The following is an 18,137-nucleotide window of genomic DNA, read 5'->3' on the forward strand; positions in this document are numbered from 1 at the left end:
CGTCTTCGGCGGCTATCAGTGGCAGCAGGAGAACTTCGTGTACGGCGGTGAAGCCGAACTCGGCTACAACGGCGTCAAGGGTGACGATAACGGCATCCACTCCAAGGGCGGCTTCGAAGGCTCGCTGCGTGCCCGTCTCGGCTACGCTGTGACCCCGGAAATCCTGCTCTATGGTACCGGCGGTCTCGCCGGCAAAAGCCTGAAGGTGGAAGACAGCGATCTCGGCGTCAGCGACCGCGCCACGATGCTCGGCTGGACCGCCGGCGTCGGCACCGACATCAAGCTGACCGACAACGTCTTCGGCCGTGTCGAGTACCGCTACACGGACTTCGGCTCGAAGAGCTTCGACGGTATCGGCAAGGTCAAGGCCACCGACAACCGCGTCACCTTCGGCCTCGGCATGAAGTTTTAAGTCGTTCAAGCCACGACACGAAAAAGCCGGGCCTCGCGCCCGGCTTTTTTATTGCCGGCCGCTCAGGCCGGAATCGCCGACTTCAGCTCCGGAAATTTTTCGTCGAAACGCGCCGCCCAACGGGTCAGCCGGCCGCGGCCCTTTTCCCATTTGCCAGCGAAACGCAAAGAGAGATAGCCGAGGCAGGCACGCAAGGCCATCTGGCCGGCCGTGATCTTCTTGGGCAGTTTCGGCGGGTTGGCATTGAGCAGGTCGAGCGCGGCGGTGATCTTCGCCCACTGCCGGTCGAGCCAGGGCTGATAGACCATCTCGTCAGGCCGGGTGCGGCGTTCATAGACCATCGACAGCGCGCAATCGCAGATGCCGTCAGCCAGCGCCTCCAGCACTTCCGCCTCGAGCCGCTTGTCGGGATTGCGCGGAAACAAGGCGTTCTTCGAAATCCGGTTGAGGTGCTGGGTGATGGCGCGGCTGTCGTGAACCGAGCGGCCATCGTCCAGTACCAGCACCGGGATCTTGCCGAGCGGATTGGCGCCGATCAGTTCGGCCGGTTTGTCCTCGGTCTTGACCGGCACTTCGTCGATCGCGATCCCGGCATAGGCCGCGGCCATCCTTACCTTGGAGCTGTAGGGAGAGGTGGAGGCGTAGAGCAGCTTCGGCATGATCGGTTTCCTGTTTGCAGGCGCCCAGTGTTGACTGGAGAGGCGCTTGCGATCAACCGCCAGGGCACGAAAAAACAACAGCCAGAAACCGGTTGCGGTTTCCGCTTCCAGACATCACGGACAGCCTACGAACTGACACGCTGGAACACGAGCGTGCGAAGACGGCAGTCTGACGGGATCAGACCTGCATTCGCATCTCAAGAAGCCCAGGCATCGTACCCAGACCTTCGCCGACTGCTACAAGGAGGCAACCCAAAGAGCGAGCGAGGCAGCCAACCGGCGCCTCGCTTTGCTTGCCCCTCGGTCCCATTCCGATGTTCAGCCCTCAGGGCTGAACCCGCTGCCGGACAGTTTCGATCCCGAGCGTCAGAGCGTCCTTGCGAACCCCGAAGGGATACCCGACGCCCCAACGACCGGTCTACTTCTTGGCCGGAGCCTTCGCCTTCGCAGGCGCTGCCTTGGCCTTCGGCGCGGCGGCCTTCTTCACAGCCGGCTTGGTCGCGGCCGCTGCTGCTTTCGCGGCCGGCTTTGCCGCCGCCTTTGCTGCCGGCTTTGCCGCTGCCTTTGCGGCGGGCTTTGCCGCGGCCTTGGCGGGCGCTGCCTTCTTGGCGGCGGGTTTTGCCGCTGCCTTGGCTGCCGGCTTCTTCGCCGGTGCTGCCTTCGCCGCCGGCTTTGCCGCTGCCTTGGCGGGCGCCGCCTTCTTCACTGCCGGCTTCGCCGCTGCCTTGGCCGCCGGCTTCTTGGCCGGTGCTGCCTTCGCCGCGGGCTTTGCCGCCGCCTTCGCAGGCGCTGCTTTCTTCACTGCTGTTGCGGCCTTCGCCGCGACTGCTTTTGCGGGTGCTTTCTTTGCCGGTGCCTTGGATGCCGGCGCTTTAGATGACTGCTTAGCCATGTCATGCCCCTTCACGTTATGCCGATGGCCGTGAATGACCCCGGCGCGCAATGCATATCTGACTCGCGGCTCGCTAGCCAGCGAAGCAATGGTATGATTTTCTCAGCTTAAATTTTGGTTGAGATCGACACACGATCGCACTCATCATCACAAAAATCCGCTGCTGATCTTCTGACATCGCCAGCAATTTCACACCGGCACTCTCGATGCGAGCTGACGATGAAGCCACGAAGATTAGCGAGCCGATTCACGCATGATCTGTGGCCGCGAATATCACGGCCTGCCGCCTCATCGAAGCGATCATCTTCTGCAATCGAATGATCCATACTGATCACGAGCACGACGCGACGACCGATCTGAAGAACACCTTGTCAAGCGTGCTTCCATCATCCGTCGCTGATTGACAGATTGCTCTGCGAGGCAGAATATTCTGCAGAAGCAGGAGCTAGTGATTTGATTTCGATCACACAAAGGCAACAGACAGGACCCGCAATCGCCAAGCCACGTGGCGACAGCCCAGGGCTTCGCCTCGGAGGGGCCCATCGATGAGTGCCGACGAGATCATTCATCAGAGCACCCGGCTGAGGATCATGGCCGTCCTGAACACGCTGGAAAGGCGTGAGGCACTGGAGTTCACCCAGTTGAAGGCCACGATCGAAACCACTGATGGGAATCTCGGGGCACATCTCGATACGCTGGCCAGGGCAGGCTATGTCGATGTCGAGAAGCTTTTCGTCGGGCGACGGCCGCAGACCCGGGTCAAGGCAACGACGATTGGGCGGCGGGCCTTTCGCGGCCACATCGCTTTTCTCCGCAAGATCATCGACCAGGCCGAGGCGACGCAACGCAGGAAATAGCGCTGCGACTGAGCGCTCTGCCTCAGCGCGTGACGACCACGGCAACGCCGGCGCCGATCATGACGCCGCCCGCCGCGCGGTTGACCCGGCGCACGATCCGGGGCGTGCGCAACAGGCCGCGGACGCGGCCGGCAAGGAGGACATGCCCGCCGATCACCACAATCTCGACAGCCAGGATCACCGGGACGAGGATGCCGAGATGAGATGATGTCAGCGAGGCGCCGACGACGTTGGGCAGCAGTGCCACATAGAACAGCGGCATTTTCGGATTGCCGAGATTGAGCGCGACACCGGTGGCGAAGATCGTCAGCAGGCCGCGCCGCCCGGAGACAGGCTGCAGATCCGGCACGACGGGCACTGCCGTCCAGAGCTTGACGCCCATCCAGATCAGATAGGCCGCTCCGCCGTAGCGAAGCACCGTCATGACGATTGCCATCTTGGCGGCGATGATCGACAGGCCGAAGGCCGCGAGCATCAGGAAGATGAGGATGCCGACCACCGTGCCGGCGCCATAGGCGATGCCCGACGCGGCGCCGCTGGAGATCGTGCGGGCGACGATCGTCATGTTGTCGGGACCGGGGCTGGCGGCGAAGACGAAGAAGGCGGCCGCGAAGGCAAGGACGGTGGCAAGGTCCATGAAGGCTCCCGAAAGTGATGTGTCGCTCTCGGGTGTTCAGCTTAGCCGATTTGCCCGCCGGCGATACCCAGACTTCAGGGCCTTCGTGACACCACCAGCGCCGCCGCGGCGGATGCCGCGCCGAACAGGCAGGCGCCGCTCCAGCCCCACGCCGAATAGGCAAGTCCCGCCAGACCCGAGCCGCAGGCGCGCGTGCCGGCAGGCGCATGCATTGTCGTCACGATTGGTAACCGAGGCAGATGGCATCGAGCGCGACGACGGCGCAGGCGCCGACCCGCCGGGGCGTCAGCGTCTCACCGAGAAACAGCCGGCCGATGAAGGCCGCGAAGACGACGCTGGTCTCGCGGATCGCGGTGATCGGACCGGCAGGCCCGAGTGCGAAGGCCGCTACCACGACGCCGTAGGCGAGAAGCGCGAACAGACCGCCGCCCAGTGCCTTCCAGGTCTCCGGCGCCCGCGGGTCGACAATCAGCCGCCCACGGCATGCTATGAAGGTCGCCGGCAGCAAGGCGCCATAGGCGAGCAGCACCCAGGCGGTGTAGGCGCCGACATTGCCGGCCGCGCGAACGCCGATCGCATCGACCGTCGCATAGGCGGCGATGATTGCTCCCGTCGCCAGCGCATAGAGGATCGATGTCGTGGCAGCTCTTCCGCGTCCGAGCGATAGCCCCATGATGCCGCTACCGACCAGGGCGACGCCGACAGTCTCCAGAACGCTGAGCTGCTGGCCGGCGAGCAGGAAGCCACCAAGGGTGACGAGCAGAGGCACGCTGCCGCGAACAATCGGATAGACCTGCCCCAGTTCGCCATATCGGTAGGCGGCCACCAGAAACACGCTGTAGCCGACCTGCAGGCAGGCCGAGAGCCCGACATAGAGCCAGGCCGATGGGGCTGGAAAACCGTTGACGATGGCCAGCGGAACGGCCAGCGCCGTGCTGGAGAAGCTCATGACGGTGACGGTCCACAACCTGTCGGCGCCGGTTCGCAGAAAAGCATTCCAGCTTGCGTGCAGGATCGCCGCGAAAAGCGCGAGCCCGATGACCAGCGGGCTCATTGCGGCCCGCGCGAGGCAGCGACGATCCCCAGGGCGGTCTTGCGGGCTTCACGCAGGGCGGTATTCCCCTGCCCCATCTGCGCCATCAGGGTCGCCCCTTCGATCAGCATCAACAGGGTTGCCGCCACGTTCTCGGCCCGGCCGCGCGGCATCACCTCCGACAGGATCGATCGCATGCGCTGGCGAAGGCCATTCTTCTGCCTGGCGACAGCCTCGAACACCGGATGCCCGGGGTCGCCAAACTCGGCCAGCGCATGCGCGAACAGACAGCCGTGGAAATCGGGACTGCGGAACCAGCGGCGATGCCAGTCGAATATCTCCGCGATCTTCTGCTCCGGCGTGATGTCCTTGCGGGCAAGCTGGTCGAGCTGACCGTCAAAACGCCGGGCGCGATAGTCGAGTACCGCGACGATCAACTCGTCCTTGCTGGGGAAATGACGGTACATCGTCATCTTGGCCACGTCGGCCTCGGCGATGATCCGGTCGATGCCGGTGGCATGGAATCCGGCGCGCTTGAACAGCGCGTAGGYGGTTTCGACGACATGCTGGCGTTTGTCGGAGAGAGGCGACGGTGTCATGGCATCCAACAAGTGATGAGACAGGTCTGTCTCATCAGAGTGCAATGGATCGCGTTTTCTGTCAACACAACAAAACGCCTGCGGCTGATCAAGCCGCAGGCGTCAAAACAATCGGGAATTTGGAAGACTGCGTTTAGGGAATGTTGAGATGCAGGTCAGGCCGAGTCGAAAACGGTGGCTTCCGAGAACCGGAGCGGAGCGTACTTAAAGTACGCGAGCACCAGAAGCGCAGGAAGCTGCCGTTTGCAGGCCGGCCTCACCTGAATATCAACATTCCCTTAGCGCAGGACGCGGCAGCGGCCGTTATAGACCATCCAGCGGTCGAAGCCCGAGACGCAGAATTCGACATTGTCGCCGATCGAGGCGAAGCCCTGGCCTTCCTCGATCAGGTACCAGATGGTTCGGTCGCGCCCGTCGGAGAGGCTGACGGTGGCGCCGCAATAGCGGCGGCCGATCGGCCAGGTGTCGTTGGCCGGCAGATAGCGGTGCTGGTGGATACGCCGGAAATCGGTGATCTGCACGTCAGGCAGATGCGGCACGTGATGCACCTGGTAGGAGAAGCGGCTGGTGATCTTGCTCAGCACCCAGGGCTGGCCGCAGACGCCGCCATCATCGTCAGAATAGACGGCAAGGTCGGCCGCCTGCGCCGTCTGGGTGATAGCGAGAGGCGCGGCTAGCGGGGTGCAGAGCGAAATCAGGGCGGCAAGTGCGGATTTGGCGAAGCGAGTCATGGCAGCCTCTCAAGGTCGATTGCGCGCACTGTGCGGATTCGCTTGGCGGCGGTCAAGCGGTTGCCGAAACAATGGTTTCCAGAACAAGACTATGCGGTTGCCGCAAGCAGCAATCCGCCAATAACGGCGAAGTTGACCAGAAAGGCGGATCGCAGCGTCTGCCGTTCCAGGCCCTCACAGGCCCAGAACCGCAGCAGGAGCATGTTCGCCGCCAACGTAAACACCACCAGCGCGGCGGCGGCGAATGGCATCGCAATGCCCATGGCAAGCAAGGAGCCGGCGACAATCTCCAACGCCGAGCCCGCGGCGAGCACGAAGGCCGGCATCGGAAATCGCCTGGCGGCCAGATACTCGGTCATTGCCTTGAACTTCACGAAATGTTCGACGCCGGCCCATGCGAACATGCCGCCGATCAGGAGCGCGCCCAGCGCCTGAACCGTTTGAACGAACATGCCAACCTCCTACCAGATGCCTGCCAGGGTTCAGTCCTCGGGAAGGAAGGCAGGGTTGAAGACGACTTCCCACAGATGGTCGTCCGGATCCTGGAAATAGCCGGCATAGCCACCCCAGAACGTGTTCTGCGCCGGCCTGACAAGGCGCGCGCCGGCGCTGATGGCCTGCGCCATCGCGGCATCGACCTCGGCCTCGCTGGTGACATTGTGGCCGATGGTGAACTCCGTCGGGCTGCGGCCGGTCTGGGCGATGCCGGCGTCCACGGCGATGTTGGAGCGTTCGAAGATCGCGAACTTCAGGCCGTTCTGCAGATCGAAGAAGGCGACGGCGCCGTGCTCGAACTCTTTGCCGATAATGCCTTCGGTCGGAAACCCCAGCCCGTTTCGGTAGAATTCGAGCGAAGCTTCCAGATTGTCGACACCAAGCGTGATGACACTGATGCGCGCTTTCATTTTGATTTCTCCTTTCTATATTCGGAACTTGCACCGTATCGGTGACCTCGACGCCGATGTGGTCGCCAATGGCACCGAAAAGGCTTGGTGTGGTTTGCCATGGCGGGAGCGGCCCGCATTGAAGATTTCGGCCAAAACGGCCGAGGCAGCGGACCCAAATGGCGAGCCGAGGAGAAGACCAGGGGCCGAGCAGACTGACGAAGGCTGAAGGGATGGAAGCGGTACTGGCGCAGACCACCGGCTTTTTCCAGGAACGCCCCGCGGACAGGCGGCTGGCTGCCGCTTTCGTGTCCGTCTGGGTCCACCGCATGCAGGACCGGGACGCTCCGCCTGTCGTGATAACCCCGGATGCGACGATCGACCTGCAGTGGATCGACGGCCGGTTCCGGGTCGCGGGACCGGACCGGGAGCCGCAGATCGAGACACTGCCCTCAGGATCGACGATCGTCGGATTGAGATTCCGGCCAGGGGCGGCCGCCGGCTGGCTGGGCGTGCCGGCCAACCGGATCGTGGGAGAACGCCTTGACCTCGGCGGCCTCTGGGGTGAGCGGGCGCGCCATCTGGCGGACCGTATCCACGCCACGCCCGATCTCGCCGGCATGGTAAGACAATTGGAGGAGGCAATCGGGGCACACACGCTAGAGCACCGTGCATCCGACACGGTCATGGGCCATGCCTTCGATCTGATTGACCAAGGACTGCCAGCCGACAAGCCGCTGGTGCCGTACCTGCTGCGCACCTTGCATTTGAGCGAGCGGACGCTGCGTCGCCGTTTCGAGGAAAGTTTCGGCTACGGCCCCAAGACGCTCGACCGCATCCTGCGCTTTCATCGCTACCGGCGCCTGAGGCAAACGTCCAGCGATGCTTCAACCGCAATGCTGGCGGTCGAAGCCGGTTATTCGGATCAGGCTCATCTGATACGCGAGAGCAGGCGACTGTCCGGCGCCACGCCATCGACTTTCGCAGGCGCCTCGTCGAGAACATAGCAGTTCCTCGACCGTCGCGGTCGAAGCCGTGCCCGCCTACTCCCCGGCCAGCCACTCCAGCGACCAGTGCGCCGGCTTTTCCACGGCGAGCAATTTGTGCAGGGCCGGCAACACGGTTCGCAATTCGCCCTCCAGCGTGAAGGGCGGATTGACCACCACCATGCCGCTGCCATCGAGGCTGGGTTCCGAAGAGGCCGGCCTGATCTCGAATTCGATATCGAGGATTTTCGGGATGCCCGATTGCTTCAGCGCCTTCCTGAAGGCGATCACCGCCTTGCGGTCCTTGATCGGATACCACAGCGCATAGATGCCGCCGGGCCAGCGCTTGTGCGCCCTGATGAGCCCGTCGACGAGGCGGCCGAACTCGCCCTCCTCCTCGAAGGGCGGATCGATGAGCACAAGGCCGCGCTTCTCCTTCGGCGGCACATGCGCGCCGAGTGCCAGCCAGCCGTCGAGTTCCATCACCCTCACCTGGAAATCGCCGGCGAATTCCGCCTTCAGCTTGGCGGCGTCTTTCGGGTGCAGTTCGATCGCCGACAACCGATCCTGCTTGCGCAGGAGATGGCGCGCGAACAGCGGCGAACCCGGATATTTCTTGACGCCGCCCCCAGGATTGAGCGACCGCACCGCCTCCAGATAAGGCGCCAGCAGCGCGGCCGCCTTCGCGTCGAACGAGGCGTCTATCAGCCTGCCGATGCCGCCCTGCCACTCGCCGGTCTTCTGCGCCTCGACCGAAGACAGGTCGTAGCGGCCAATGCCGGCATGGGTGTCGACGACACGAAACGCCTTGTCCTTCTGCTTGAGATAGTCGAGCAGGCGTGTCAGCACGACATGCTTGACGACATCGGCGAAATTTCCGGCGTGGTAGGCGTGGCGATAGTTCATGATCCGTTGCCGTTACGCATGTCGTTGTCCCAAAACCGCTGCACACTTTTGAGCGACATGCGTCACCCCCTGCCCCAACGCGGCGGCGGTGGTTGCGAGTTCGGGTTGTCCGGCCGGCCGCCGCCAGAACGCAGGGACAGCAGGAAGCCGATCAAGCCGATCGCCATCAGCGAGAAACCGACCGGCCGCGCACGCCGGTCGGCTTCGCCGACGCCGGAGCGCAGGATGAGATCGACCGCGCGCATCGGGATGTCCTCGGCATCGCCGGGGCCGACGGTGAAGACATAAGGACCGGAATTTACGGTGGCGATGACGCCGGCCTCGTCGCGAAAGATCTTGTCGGGCAGCTGCGGGCTGACCTGGCGCGGATTGTCGACATGGTTGAACTGCAGCGTCGAGGCAAGCACCGTGCGGCTATTGGTGGCGGCGGTCAGCGTCAACACCGTGCGCTGCTGCGAAACGATGCGTTCGGCCCGCGCGGTGAGATCGACTAGGACCCGTACCGGCGCGTCGCGGCCTGACAGCGCCACGGTCAGCGGCTTGAAGCGGCCTTGCTCATAGACCCGCCAGGTACCGATCTCGCGGCCGGAAAAATTGGTCATCGCCCAGGGATAGATGAGGCCGACGCCGGTGCCGGCGAGCAGGATCAGGACAAACAGAAAGCGCATTCAGAACTCACCCCGTAGTCACACCTTGCCGGACAGCTGGCTTGCGCCGGCACCGTCGCGCAGGCGTTCCATCTCGTCCAGCAGCATGTCGAGGCCGAGTTCGAATGTCTTGTCGAATTCGGCGGTGCCGAAGAAGCGCCCGGCGGCCATGACATTGGGAAAATCCCGGGCCAGTTGCTCGTCGCTGACCGTGTTCACCGCCGACGGGCCCTTGGCATAGCCGGCATTCTCGTCCAGCACCGCGCCCATCAGATAATAACCGACGGCACGGAAAAGCCTGGCGCTGAGTTCGGCGTCGAAGCCGCCATCCCTGAACAGGCTCAGAATGCCGTTCAGCCAGGCAAGGCAGATCGGCGAGTTCATCCGGTAAGTGACGAAGAAAGCTGCATAGGCGGGATGGTCGTGGCCGATACGGCGAAAATCCTCGATGGCGACGCGCATTCTTTGCCGCCACGGAAGGCCGGCGTCAGGGATTTCAAGAGGACCGACCAGGCGGTCGACCAGCGCTTCGTGCAAATGCGCCACCGAAGGAAAGTGGTGATAGATGCTCATCGCCTCGCAACCGAGTGCCGCCGCCAGCTTGCGCATTGAAAAGCCGGCGAGCCCTTCCTTCTCGATCACCTCGAAGGCAGCGTCCTCGATCATTTCGCGCGACAGGCGCCCGCGCACTCGCTTTTTTTTGATTGATGAGTCCATTGCGCCGCTTGACAACTTACACTGTAAGGTTCATTTTCCGCATCACCTTACATCGTAAGGCTAACAAAGACCAGAGGAGAATGTCATGTCCAGTTATCGCATTCTTTCATCCGTGCTTTCATCGCTACACCACCGCTGCCTGCTCGCCGCCGCCGCCGGCTGTGCGCTGGCCCTGGTCGCGGCACCTGCCTATGCCGACGACTATGATGCGACCCTCAAGGATATCCAGGCGACCATGGGCGGCGTACCGAGTTTTGTGAAACAGTTTCCCAAGGCCGGTCTGCCCGGCGCCTGGGCCGAGGTCAAGGCCATTGAGCTCAACGACAAGACGGCGCTGCCGCCAAAGGTCAAGTCGCTGATCTCGCTGGCAGTGGCGGCGCAGATTCCGTGCAACTACTGCATCTGGTCGGACACGCAGGACGCCAAGCGCGCAGGCGCCACCGACGAGGAGATACAGGAAGCCGTGGCAATGGCTGCGCTGACCCGCCATTGGAGCACCATCTTCAACGGCATGCAGGTCGATTTCGACACATTCAAGAAGGAGATGGGCGGGCAGTAGGCCATTCGACCTGGAAGCGGTCGACCGCCTCCAGGTTGATCCGAGCCCAATCGACAAAAGAGCAATGCGACCGTCTTGTCGTGCCCCGCCAGGGGATGGCCCGCGGATGCAGACCATCCCCCGGCTCAGGTATTTTACAACCGGTTGTGCCGAGGTGCCGTCGCGTGCATACGCGATCGCGCAATGGACGGCGCTCTCTACCTATGCGCTCAATGCCATTATCGAGATCATCGATGTTGCGGCGTGGAATGGACACAGGCGCTTTTTCTGACCAAAATGACCGTTGATCCGCGCCAAGCGAATAAGAGGCCTTTATGCACAAAGCCTTTGAGCAGTCCGATGAAGCAAGGTCGCGGTTCAAATCATCCCGGGCGCAGCGGTTTTCCATTCAATTTTTGGCTCTCGCCTTTCTATTCTCCATAAGTGGCTGCGATGAATCCTCTTTTCGCAAGGAAATACTGGCAAAGTATTCACACCCAGACATTTATATTTGCAGCCCAAGCGGCTTTGGCCAGCAGTCTCATTGCGAACTGAAAATTTGACATCCGCGGGGGATTGCCCAAGGCCGCTTTTTATTTAGGTATATTTCCTTGGATACGGACCGAGACGCGCGATGGAGTGGCGGCCTCGGCATTCTCAGCCCCAGCATTGCATCGGCGGTCGATCCAAACCATTGACTTGCAACGACTATCTCCCCGGACGCTCACGGTCTGGATTTGCAGGCCCGAGCCTATCCGAGGGTTAACCATTCGCGAATTGTTGTAGTTAAGAAATTACTAATTTAGTTGACTATGATCCCTACAGGTATATTTTTAGTACGTTGGGATGTGCAATTTGGGCGAGCAATCGACGATGACGGCACCGAGCGTGTGATCGCGATTTTGGGGCGTGGAAGCGGGTGAGCGGCCGCACGTAAACCGTGCGGCCCGACCCGGCGAACCCAAAGGTCAGTTAACGCACATCAATGGGCAGCAAATCCGCTGATGCGGAGGGTTTGTCACGTTCTGAAGGCGTTGCCGGGGCGTTGTCCCGGCGCGGCGATAGCGTGCGCGTTGCGTAGGGGAAAAGCATGAGCAAGATCATCAAGGTTCTGAAACTGGGATCCGGGATCGGTCAAAGGGAGCCTCACCAAAAACGACGTCGCGCCCTGGTTGCCGGGGGCGCAGGTTTCCTGGGGTCGCATCTGTGTGAACGCCTGTTGCGGGACGGGTATGACGTCGTCGCGCTGGACAATTTCCACACCGGCAAGAGATACAATCTCAACACCCTTCTGCGCGATCCCAGATTCACCTGCATCGAGCACGACATCGTCGATCCTCTGCCTGTCGGCCTTGAGGCCGACGAGATCTACAATCTCGCCTGCCCTGCCTCTCCGCCACACTACCAGGCGGATCCGATCCATACATTCAAGACGAGCGTGCTCGGTTCGCTGAACCTTCTGGAACTCGCGCGCCGGAACAATGCCAAGATATTCCAGGCCTCGACCTCGGAGGTTTATGGCGACCCGTTAGTGCACCCGCAGCCCGAGAGCTATTTTGGCAACGTCAACACGCATGGACCGCGGTCCTGCTATGATGAAGGCAAGCGCTCGGCCGAAACCCTGTTCTTCGACTATTCGAGGACATATGGGCTCGACATCCGCGTTGCCCGCATCTTCAACACCTACGGCCGCCGCATGCAGCCCGATGACGGGCGCGTGGTCTCGAACTTCATCGTCCAGGCGTTGCGCGGCGAAGACCTGACCGTCTATGGCAGCGGCCTGCAAACCCGTTCCTTCTGTTACGCCGACGACCTTATCGAGGGCTTCATACGGCTGATGAATGCGCCGCGCGCGCCTGCCCATCCGGTCAATCTCGGCAACCCCGGCGAGTTCACCATCATGGAACTCGCAACGCTGGTTGTCGGCTACACCAATTCGAGGTCGAAGATCGTGCATCGGCCATTGCCGGTCGACGATCCCAGGCAGCGCAAACCGGATATTTCCTTCGCCAGGGACAATCTTGGTTGGGAGCCGAGGATCAACCTGGCCCAGGGGCTCGCCCACACCGTCGACTATTTCGACACCTTGCTCTACGGACGCCGGATGATCACCGGGGCCGCGGCTTCATGAGCCGACCGGCGGTCCTGGTGACAGGCGGAGCCGGCTTCATCGGCAGTCACACCTGCAAGCTGCTGGCCGCCGCCGGTTATCTGCCCGTGGCTTTCGACAATCTGAGCCGCGGCAACCGGAAATCCGTCGCCTGGGGACCGCTTGTCGTCGGCGATATCCGGAACCGGGATGCGCTGCGGGCGGCGATCGGGACGTACCGGCCGATTTCGGTCATCCACTTCGCGGCGCTGGCTTATGTCGGGGAATCCGTCGGCGAGCCGGCCGACTATTATTCGACCAACGTGACCGGGACCATCGCCGTGCTCGACGCGGCTCGCGCGCACGCCGTCGACAACATCATCTTCTCCAGCAGTTGCGCCACCTACGGCGTGCCGGAGGCGTTGCCCGTTCGCGAGACCTCCTTGCAAAATCCGATCAGCCCTTACGGGCGCACCAAGCTGATGGGAGAGCAGATCATCGGCGACTATGCGTCCGCCTATGGGATGAGATTCGCGATCCTGCGCTATTTCAACGCCTGCGGCGCCGATCCCGATGGCGAGCTCGGCGAGTGGCATTCACCGGAAACGCATCTCGTTCCCAGGGTGCTGATGGCGGCGTCCGGCATCATCGACGAAATCGAAGTCTTCGGCACGGACTATGACACGCCGGACGGCACCTGCGTGCGTGATTATATCCATGTCAGCGACCTGGCCAGCGCCCACCTGAAAGCGCTCCAGCATCTCGAGGGCGGCGGACAAAGCCTGTCGGTCAACCTCGGCACCGGGCGCGGCGTATCCATCAAGGAGATCATACAGGCGGTCAGCCGGATAACTTCGAGACCGGTTCCGGCGGTCTTCAGAGACCGGCGCCCGGGAGATCCGGCAGAGCTCTATGCCGATCCGGGCAAGGCGCGCGCCGATCTTGGCTTTGTGCCGCAGCTTTCCGACATCGACACGATCGTCAGGACGGCGGCCCCGTTCTTCGGATTGCGGGCAAAGCCGGCGGACCTGCCGCCAGGCAAGGCGGGGGCATCGCTCGCTGCTCGCTAGATCAGAGATAGCGCGGGTGGCAGCTGGCGCGCTGACCAAATCCGCTGGGACTGCAAATATAGGGCGAACTGCCCGGAAACGGTCCGCCAATGGCCGGATTGTAGGAGATCCTCACGGGTCCCGGCGCGCCGATTTTGACCCGCTGCGGTGATACGAAAGCGTAGTCGATTTCGGTCGACCCTATCGTGCTCGTCATCAGAATCTGAGGCTCGGCTCTAAGCGAATGAACCGTGGACATGGCGTAGACCGGCGGAACCGCGGGTTTGACGCGGGCCGGGTGGACGACGGGCTTGAGAGCGACCGCATCGGTTTTGGTCGGATCCAGGCCCTGACAACCCGAAATGATCGCCACGGCCGCAACAATGCATAGATTGTACTTGCCTGGGCGAAATGCGCCCGTCGCGGAATTGCTCATCACGTATCCCCTCTTAATCAAGCCAAGGGCGAGGTGCGGCATTCCATGCTCTCGTTGCCTTCACGCCGCATGAGTAGCCACCCGCCACTTACAATCACGCCGAATATTAGACAATGCTTATTAAACAAACCGTGCAGTCAGGCGCAACCTCTCGCCTTTTTGGGGAATGGAATGCAATTCATTGGGGATCGGTGCCCCGGCGACTCCGGTCGGACCCCATCCCTCAGCCTTCACGATAAGTGATTCGCAACTTCCTGGACAGGTTCCCAGCAGGCAGCCTGCCGTCGAACCAGAGACCGATTTGACGGTCCAACCCGCCACAATGGGGCGAAGCAGGATCGCGAAAACCGCCGGCCGCGACAATTCTCATTGCGGCACGCCGCAAGGCACCACCGGGCTCAGTATGGCTGAAACGCGACCTAGTTATTGGAATCGATCAGCTTGCGGGTCTCTTCGAACTGCGCGGCCTTGGTGTCGCCCACCTCGAATTTCCGGTATTCGTCGGAAAGGTCCTCGGGGGTTCGCTTGAAGCTGTACCACGCCCCGTCCGGATCCTTTCGCTGCTCGATGGCCCCGCCCCTGACACGGTGGCTGTAGCAGGTGCGTTGCGGCTTGCCCTTGTAGCTCTTGGTTCGCCAGGCGACTTCCATGCACATCTTGCCGTCTTTGGTCACCAGCCACCTGCCCTCGGCGACGGAGGCTGAGTCCTGCCCCGACGTCCAGGCCCGGAGAGGGCGGGCGGCCTGTCCAAAATAGGCGGCCCCGTCTTTCCATAGCCATGTGCGGTTCGAGTAGAGAAGCTGCAGCTCATAGGCCGTCGGCACGGTGACGGCGGCTTCCGCAGGTTTGGGGTTCTCTTCGCTGGCCGCCCGAGCTGTTCCGGAAAGCGCCAACTGACCACAAACGACCAGCAGGAGCGCAAGCCAAACGCGTCTGCCGGACTGGCGGCGTTCCCGCTCACGACCTGTGCAAGGCCAGGGCAATCCGGTCGAAACTGTCAGCGCAATCAGCGGTCGCATTTCGGTTTTCACACCCCGATCCAGCGTAGCGCCGACACGACCATGACCCAGAACGCCCCACCACGGAGCGTTCTCTCCATCGACACAACGCTGGATTTCCCAGGCCGCGCGGTCAGCAGTTGGTTTTGCGAGTATTAACAGCCGGGCAAAGACCGATGTCAATCTTTTGCGCCGTAACGAGGTGCCACGGGCCGAGGGACCGACAAGCCCCGTAAACCAGGCCGGCCTGCGACTTCGACGTCAGGCCACGAGAGCCGACCTAAGACGGCGCGAAGACGCGTGTCGATCGGTATCTGTGCAAATGGAAATCCGGGCGCGAGAGGCGGGTGGCGAAGCCTTAGCCGCCCGATTTCTCACGCCCGGATTCCGTCCCCCACTGAACTCTTGCTAGCGCGCGCGGCAAGTCGCGCGCTGGCCAAATCCGCTTGGACCGCAGATCCAGGGCGAATGGCCCAGGAGCGGGCCAGCATTGCCCAGCCTGTAAGAAACCTTCACCGGCGCCGGCGTGACGATCCTGGCCGGCCGCGGCCGCACGAAGGCGGCGTAGGCCGTTTCAGTCGTGCGCGTCACGCTGGTCATCTGGATGACGCGCTTGCGGTGGAACACGCCAACCCGCTTCTTTCCGACGTAGTGGATTTTCTTGGCGGATGCATGCACCGCGGGCTTGCCGGCGAGAGAGCCGGTCGTGGTCGCGTCCATGCTCTGGCAACCGGAAACCATCGACATCAATGCAATGGCGGCTATGGACCAGGCATTTTTCCTGCCCTTGGCAGCCAAACCCCTCATGAACTTGTTCATCACCTATCCCCTGCCGAGAACTGCAAGTCGATTGGACGCGGAGATATTTTTCTTTGGTGTCTTCCGCGCCGTGTGAACAGCCAGCCGCCACTCACATCATGCCGGAATATTAGGGGATACTTATTAAAATTCGCGCAAACGGCATGGTCAGCGCCGCCCTTCAGTGCTCGATCGGATATTATTAAAATTTGATCTTATTTGGCCGTTCCTGAAGCACAGCAGGTCACCGGCCGGCAATCGAAGCCATCCATCAAGGTGAATGCAGTACAGGAGAGTTCTTTGCGCGCGGATGACCGCAGGCGTCAGCGCCGCGTTTCCCAACCCGGATCGAAGTAGAAATTGCGGGTGCCGATGTTGCCCTGGCCGGCGCCGGAAACCACATAGGCGATGCGCACGATGCGCAAGCCTCCCGCTCCCTGCTGCAGCCCATAGACGCCCTCCATGCCACGATCGTAAAAACCCATGATCGGCACGGCAAGCGCCAGGATCGTGAGCGATGCCTGAAAGGCGAGTTTCGCGGCATTGGCGCGCAGCGGGATCCTGTTCTCGATGACATGCCTTACGACGATAACCAGCACCAGAAGCCCGTAGAGGAAGGCGTTGAGGGCCGCGAACCAGTAGAAGCCGGTGGCGTCGAAGGGATGGTCGACGAGCAGGACGGGCAGCGCCGCACCGACCGCCAGCACCACATAGGGAACGAAGGCGCGAAACGGAATCAGGCTCTTTGGGCCACTGCCCTTCGGCGTGACGCGGAAATCCACGAACGACTTGGTCAGATAGTCGCGCAGCGACGACAGCGTGCCGGCCAGCACCCACGGCCAGCGCGCGAAGAAGAGGAACAGCGTGCCCTCCCAACTTATGGTCTTGGCCGTCATCGGTCGCGAGAGGCCGAATGCCTTCAGCATCATCACCAGGCCAACCAGGGCGCCGGCGTTGGGCAGGTAGTAGAAGAGGAAGTCGGCATACATGACATTGGCAAAGTTGCGCCCGGTGAACAGCGCATACATCGGCATTGCGTACATCATCAGCGCAAAGACGGCGAACAGCGGATACCAGAGCTGGCAGAACAGGAACTGGAACCGCAGTCTCGGCGGCAGCTTGGGAAAGTACGTGGGCGAATATTCGAGCAGGATCGTCATCAGGCTGCGCGACCACTGGAATTCCTGGGTGACGAGATCGGCAAAGGTTTGCGGGCCGTCGCCATGGGCAATGGCATCCATCGCATGCACGCCGCGCCATCCGGCCGCGTTGATCAGCATCGAGGTGGAATGGTCCTCCGCCAGTTCCGGGCCAAGACCGCCCGCCTGCTTCAGCGCCTCGGTCCGCACCGCATAGTGCGAGCCGATGCAGAGCGGTGCCCCGCCGCCGGTATGGCCGGATTGCAAGGGGCCGTGGAACATCCCTTCCGGAAACAGCCGGCCGCGCGCTGACCAGCTTTCGGCGGCATTGTTGTCGCAGATGCTCGGTGCCGAGACATAGCCGACCGCGGGATCGGCGAAGGGATAAAGGATTTCCCTGAGATAGGTCGGCGTCGGCACATGGTCGGCATCCATCTGCGCGACGAAATCGTAACGCTCATAACCATAGTGGTCATAGAAGAAGGCCAGGTTGCCTTCCTTGCAGCGCGTGCGGCGCGGCCATGTCTTGCGGTGGTAGTCCTCCCTGCCGCGCCGCGTCGATATCAGCACGCCGCGGGCATCGCACCAGCGGACCGTCTCCTCGGAAGGATCCTCGTCGGCCAGCCAGGTGTCATGGGGATAATCCTGCGCGAGCATTGCTTCCAACGTGCGCGCGACCACGGCGAAGGGTTCGGACGGCGCCTTGGTCACCACCATGGCAACTCGCGAACGCTTCGGGATGCTGGAAAGCTTGGACGGTTTCCTCGACGCGTACACGTTGAGCAGGAAGTACATCGGCATCAAGGTCAGCCAGGCCAGCACCAGTGTGGCAAAAGTGAACGGTCCGATGTGTTCGATATGTTCCGGCTTCAGCCACCAGACCCAGAAAAAGCCCAGGGTGACGAACCAGAAAGCCAAGCCTGTCCGCAGAATCCATTGCTGGACGGGAGAGAACACAGGCACGAGAAAAGGCGCCTTCTGCGCCGCGTGGGCCAGAGTTGACCTGGGCTGCCTTGCCTGTCCGCTCGTACGGCCGATGATGCCTACGTCTAAACTCATACCCTTACGCGCCGCCACTTTGGGCTGCAGCCAACGACCGCTGCAAAACCCTTAAATCCCCGCAGCAGAAT

General features: G+C 62.2%; 25 protein-coding genes. 9 read left to right on the plus strand and 16 right to left on the minus strand.

Translation table 11 applies throughout. The annotated features are described in order from the left end of the window. The coding region (locus tag AC1DPX_RS32335; RefSeq protein ID WP_477241902.1) for an outer membrane protein at positions 1 to 412 on the plus strand (412 nt) is incomplete at its 5' end. Between the two features lie 62 nt (positions 413 to 474). Here the strand turns inward: AC1DPX_RS32335 and AC1DPX_RS32340 are convergent. Together AC1DPX_RS32340 and AC1DPX_RS32345 are read right to left on the minus strand one after the other, a co-directional pair. Next, positions 475 to 1,071, minus strand: coding sequence for a glutathione S-transferase family protein (locus tag AC1DPX_RS32340; protein ID WP_202355013.1), 597 nt, complete (start codon positions 1,069 to 1,071; stop codon positions 475 to 477). 418 nt (positions 1,072 to 1,489) lie between these two features. Beyond that, a complete protein-coding gene (locus tag AC1DPX_RS32345; RefSeq protein ID WP_477241903.1) occupies positions 1,490 to 1,873 on the minus strand; it encodes a hypothetical protein in 384 nt (127 codons plus the stop codon). A 635-nt stretch (positions 1,874 to 2,508) separates the two neighbouring features. Between AC1DPX_RS32345 and AC1DPX_RS32350 the strand changes: the two genes are divergently transcribed. Then, positions 2,509 to 2,820 carry a transcriptional regulator gene (locus AC1DPX_RS32350; protein WP_477241905.1) on the plus strand — a complete coding sequence of 104 codons (312 nt, stop codon included), beginning with the start codon at positions 2,509 to 2,511 and terminating at the stop codon, positions 2,818 to 2,820. Positions 2,821 to 2,842: 22 nt separating this feature from the next. Here the strand turns inward: AC1DPX_RS32350 and AC1DPX_RS32355 are convergent, their stop codons facing one another. The 7 genes from AC1DPX_RS32355 to AC1DPX_RS32385 all read right to left on the minus strand — a co-directional run bounded on the left by AC1DPX_RS32355 (position 2,843) and on the right by AC1DPX_RS32385 (position 6,725). Continuing rightward, positions 2,843 to 3,457 (minus strand): LysE family translocator, encoded by a 615-nt coding sequence (locus AC1DPX_RS32355; protein WP_477241907.1) that lies wholly within the window; start codon positions 3,455 to 3,457, stop codon positions 2,843 to 2,845. A gap of 74 nt (positions 3,458 to 3,531) precedes the next feature. Beyond that, a complete protein-coding gene (locus AC1DPX_RS32360) occupies positions 3,532 to 3,678 on the minus strand; it encodes a hypothetical protein (protein WP_477241909.1) in 147 nt (48 codons plus the stop codon). After that, positions 3,675 to 4,511, minus strand: a complete 837-nt coding sequence (locus tag AC1DPX_RS32365; protein ID WP_477241911.1) for an EamA family transporter — start codon at positions 4,509 to 4,511, stop codon at positions 3,675 to 3,677. The genes AC1DPX_RS32360 and AC1DPX_RS32365 overlap by 4 nt, the downstream gene beginning before the upstream one ends. After that, positions 4,508 to 5,089: a TetR/AcrR family transcriptional regulator gene (locus AC1DPX_RS32370; protein WP_477241913.1), complete on the minus strand. Its 582-nt coding sequence runs from the start codon at positions 5,087 to 5,089 to the stop codon at positions 4,508 to 4,510. Before AC1DPX_RS32370 ends, AC1DPX_RS32365 begins: the two co-directional genes overlap by 4 nt. A gap of 278 nt (positions 5,090 to 5,367) precedes the next feature. Continuing rightward, complete coding sequence (locus AC1DPX_RS32375; RefSeq protein ID WP_202355020.1) at positions 5,368 to 5,820, minus strand: hypothetical protein; 453 nt, start codon at positions 5,818 to 5,820, stop codon at positions 5,368 to 5,370. Positions 5,821 to 5,909: 89 nt separating this feature from the next. Continuing rightward, complete coding sequence (locus AC1DPX_RS32380; protein WP_477241915.1) at positions 5,910 to 6,272, minus strand: DoxX family protein; 363 nt, start codon at positions 6,270 to 6,272, stop codon at positions 5,910 to 5,912. 30 nt (positions 6,273 to 6,302) lie between these two features. After that, positions 6,303 to 6,725 (minus strand): VOC family protein, encoded by a 423-nt coding sequence (locus tag AC1DPX_RS32385; RefSeq protein ID WP_477241916.1) that lies wholly within the window; start codon positions 6,723 to 6,725, stop codon positions 6,303 to 6,305. On the opposite strand from AC1DPX_RS32385, the gene AC1DPX_RS32390 reads away from it, so the two are divergent. Continuing rightward, on the plus strand, positions 6,712 to 6,933 hold the full coding sequence (locus AC1DPX_RS32390) for a hypothetical protein (protein ID WP_477241918.1): 222 nt from the start codon (positions 6,712 to 6,714) through the stop codon (positions 6,931 to 6,933). The two genes, AC1DPX_RS32385 and AC1DPX_RS32390, sit on opposite strands and share 14 nt — an antisense overlap. Before the next feature lie 4 nt (positions 6,934 to 6,937). Further along, a complete protein-coding gene (locus AC1DPX_RS32395) occupies positions 6,938 to 7,711 on the plus strand; it encodes an AraC family transcriptional regulator (RefSeq protein ID WP_477241920.1) in 774 nt (257 codons plus the stop codon). Between the two features lie 36 nt (positions 7,712 to 7,747). Here AC1DPX_RS32395 and AC1DPX_RS32400 read toward each other — a convergent pair whose 3' ends face one another. The 3 genes from AC1DPX_RS32400 to AC1DPX_RS32410 all read right to left on the minus strand — a co-directional run bounded on the left by AC1DPX_RS32400 (position 7,748) and on the right by AC1DPX_RS32410 (position 9,933). After that, positions 7,748 to 8,596, minus strand: coding sequence for a 23S rRNA (adenine(2030)-N(6))-methyltransferase RlmJ (locus tag AC1DPX_RS32400; protein ID WP_477241922.1), 849 nt, complete (start codon positions 8,594 to 8,596; stop codon positions 7,748 to 7,750). Between the two features lie 62 nt (positions 8,597 to 8,658). Continuing rightward, positions 8,659 to 9,264: a hypothetical protein gene (locus AC1DPX_RS32405; protein ID WP_477241924.1), complete on the minus strand. Its 606-nt coding sequence runs from the start codon at positions 9,262 to 9,264 to the stop codon at positions 8,659 to 8,661. An 18-nt stretch (positions 9,265 to 9,282) separates the two neighbouring features. Next, complete coding sequence (locus AC1DPX_RS32410; RefSeq protein WP_244730431.1) at positions 9,283 to 9,933, minus strand: TetR/AcrR family transcriptional regulator; 651 nt, start codon at positions 9,931 to 9,933, stop codon at positions 9,283 to 9,285. Between the two features lie 112 nt (positions 9,934 to 10,045). Here AC1DPX_RS32410 and AC1DPX_RS32415 point away from each other — a divergent pair, with 112 nt between their 5' ends. The 4 genes from AC1DPX_RS32415 (at position 10,046) to galE (ending at position 13,657) form a co-directional block, all read left to right on the plus strand. Then, complete coding sequence (locus AC1DPX_RS32415; protein WP_477241926.1) at positions 10,046 to 10,519, plus strand: carboxymuconolactone decarboxylase family protein; 474 nt, start codon at positions 10,046 to 10,048, stop codon at positions 10,517 to 10,519. 106 nt (positions 10,520 to 10,625) lie between these two features. Next, entirely contained in the window at positions 10,626 to 10,790 is a 165-nt protein-coding gene (locus tag AC1DPX_RS32420; RefSeq protein ID WP_202355027.1) for a hypothetical protein, read from the plus strand. A 798-nt stretch (positions 10,791 to 11,588) separates the two neighbouring features. Next, the gene (locus AC1DPX_RS32425) at positions 11,589 to 12,629 is read left to right on the plus strand and encodes a UDP-glucuronic acid decarboxylase family protein (RefSeq protein WP_202355028.1); all 1,041 of its coding nucleotides are present in this window, start codon (positions 11,589 to 11,591) and stop codon (positions 12,627 to 12,629) included. Beyond that, positions 12,626 to 13,657, plus strand: a complete 1,032-nt coding sequence (gene galE, locus AC1DPX_RS32430) for a UDP-glucose 4-epimerase GalE (protein ID WP_477241928.1) — start codon at positions 12,626 to 12,628, stop codon at positions 13,655 to 13,657. Before AC1DPX_RS32425 ends, galE begins: the two co-directional genes overlap by 4 nt. 1 nt (position 13,658) lies before the next feature. Here the strand turns inward: galE and AC1DPX_RS32435 are convergent, their stop codons facing one another. From AC1DPX_RS32435 to AC1DPX_RS32445, 3 genes are all read right to left on the minus strand, one after another. Next, entirely contained in the window at positions 13,659 to 14,072 is a 414-nt protein-coding gene (locus AC1DPX_RS32435; RefSeq protein WP_477241930.1) for a hypothetical protein, read from the minus strand. A 419-nt stretch (positions 14,073 to 14,491) separates the two neighbouring features. After that, a complete protein-coding gene (locus AC1DPX_RS32440) occupies positions 14,492 to 15,253 on the minus strand; it encodes a DUF995 domain-containing protein (protein WP_244730433.1) in 762 nt (253 codons plus the stop codon). Positions 15,254 to 15,478: 225 nt separating this feature from the next. Beyond that, positions 15,479 to 15,790 carry a hypothetical protein gene (locus AC1DPX_RS32445; protein ID WP_244730434.1) on the minus strand — a complete coding sequence of 104 codons (312 nt, stop codon included), beginning with the start codon at positions 15,788 to 15,790 and terminating at the stop codon, positions 15,479 to 15,481. Between AC1DPX_RS32445 and AC1DPX_RS32450 the strand changes: the two genes are divergently transcribed. Next, a complete protein-coding gene (locus AC1DPX_RS32450; RefSeq protein WP_477241932.1) occupies positions 15,789 to 15,965 on the plus strand; it encodes a hypothetical protein in 177 nt (58 codons plus the stop codon). The two genes, AC1DPX_RS32445 and AC1DPX_RS32450, sit on opposite strands and share 2 nt — an antisense overlap. A gap of 226 nt (positions 15,966 to 16,191) precedes the next feature. On the opposite strand, the gene AC1DPX_RS32455 is transcribed toward AC1DPX_RS32450, so the two are convergent. Next, positions 16,192 to 18,066 (minus strand): glycosyltransferase family 2 protein, encoded by a 1,875-nt coding sequence (locus tag AC1DPX_RS32455; protein WP_477241934.1) that lies wholly within the window; start codon positions 18,064 to 18,066, stop codon positions 16,192 to 16,194. Positions 18,067 to 18,137 lie beyond the last annotated feature (71 nt).

Source organism: Mesorhizobium sp. 01N446, from assembly GCF_056399285.1.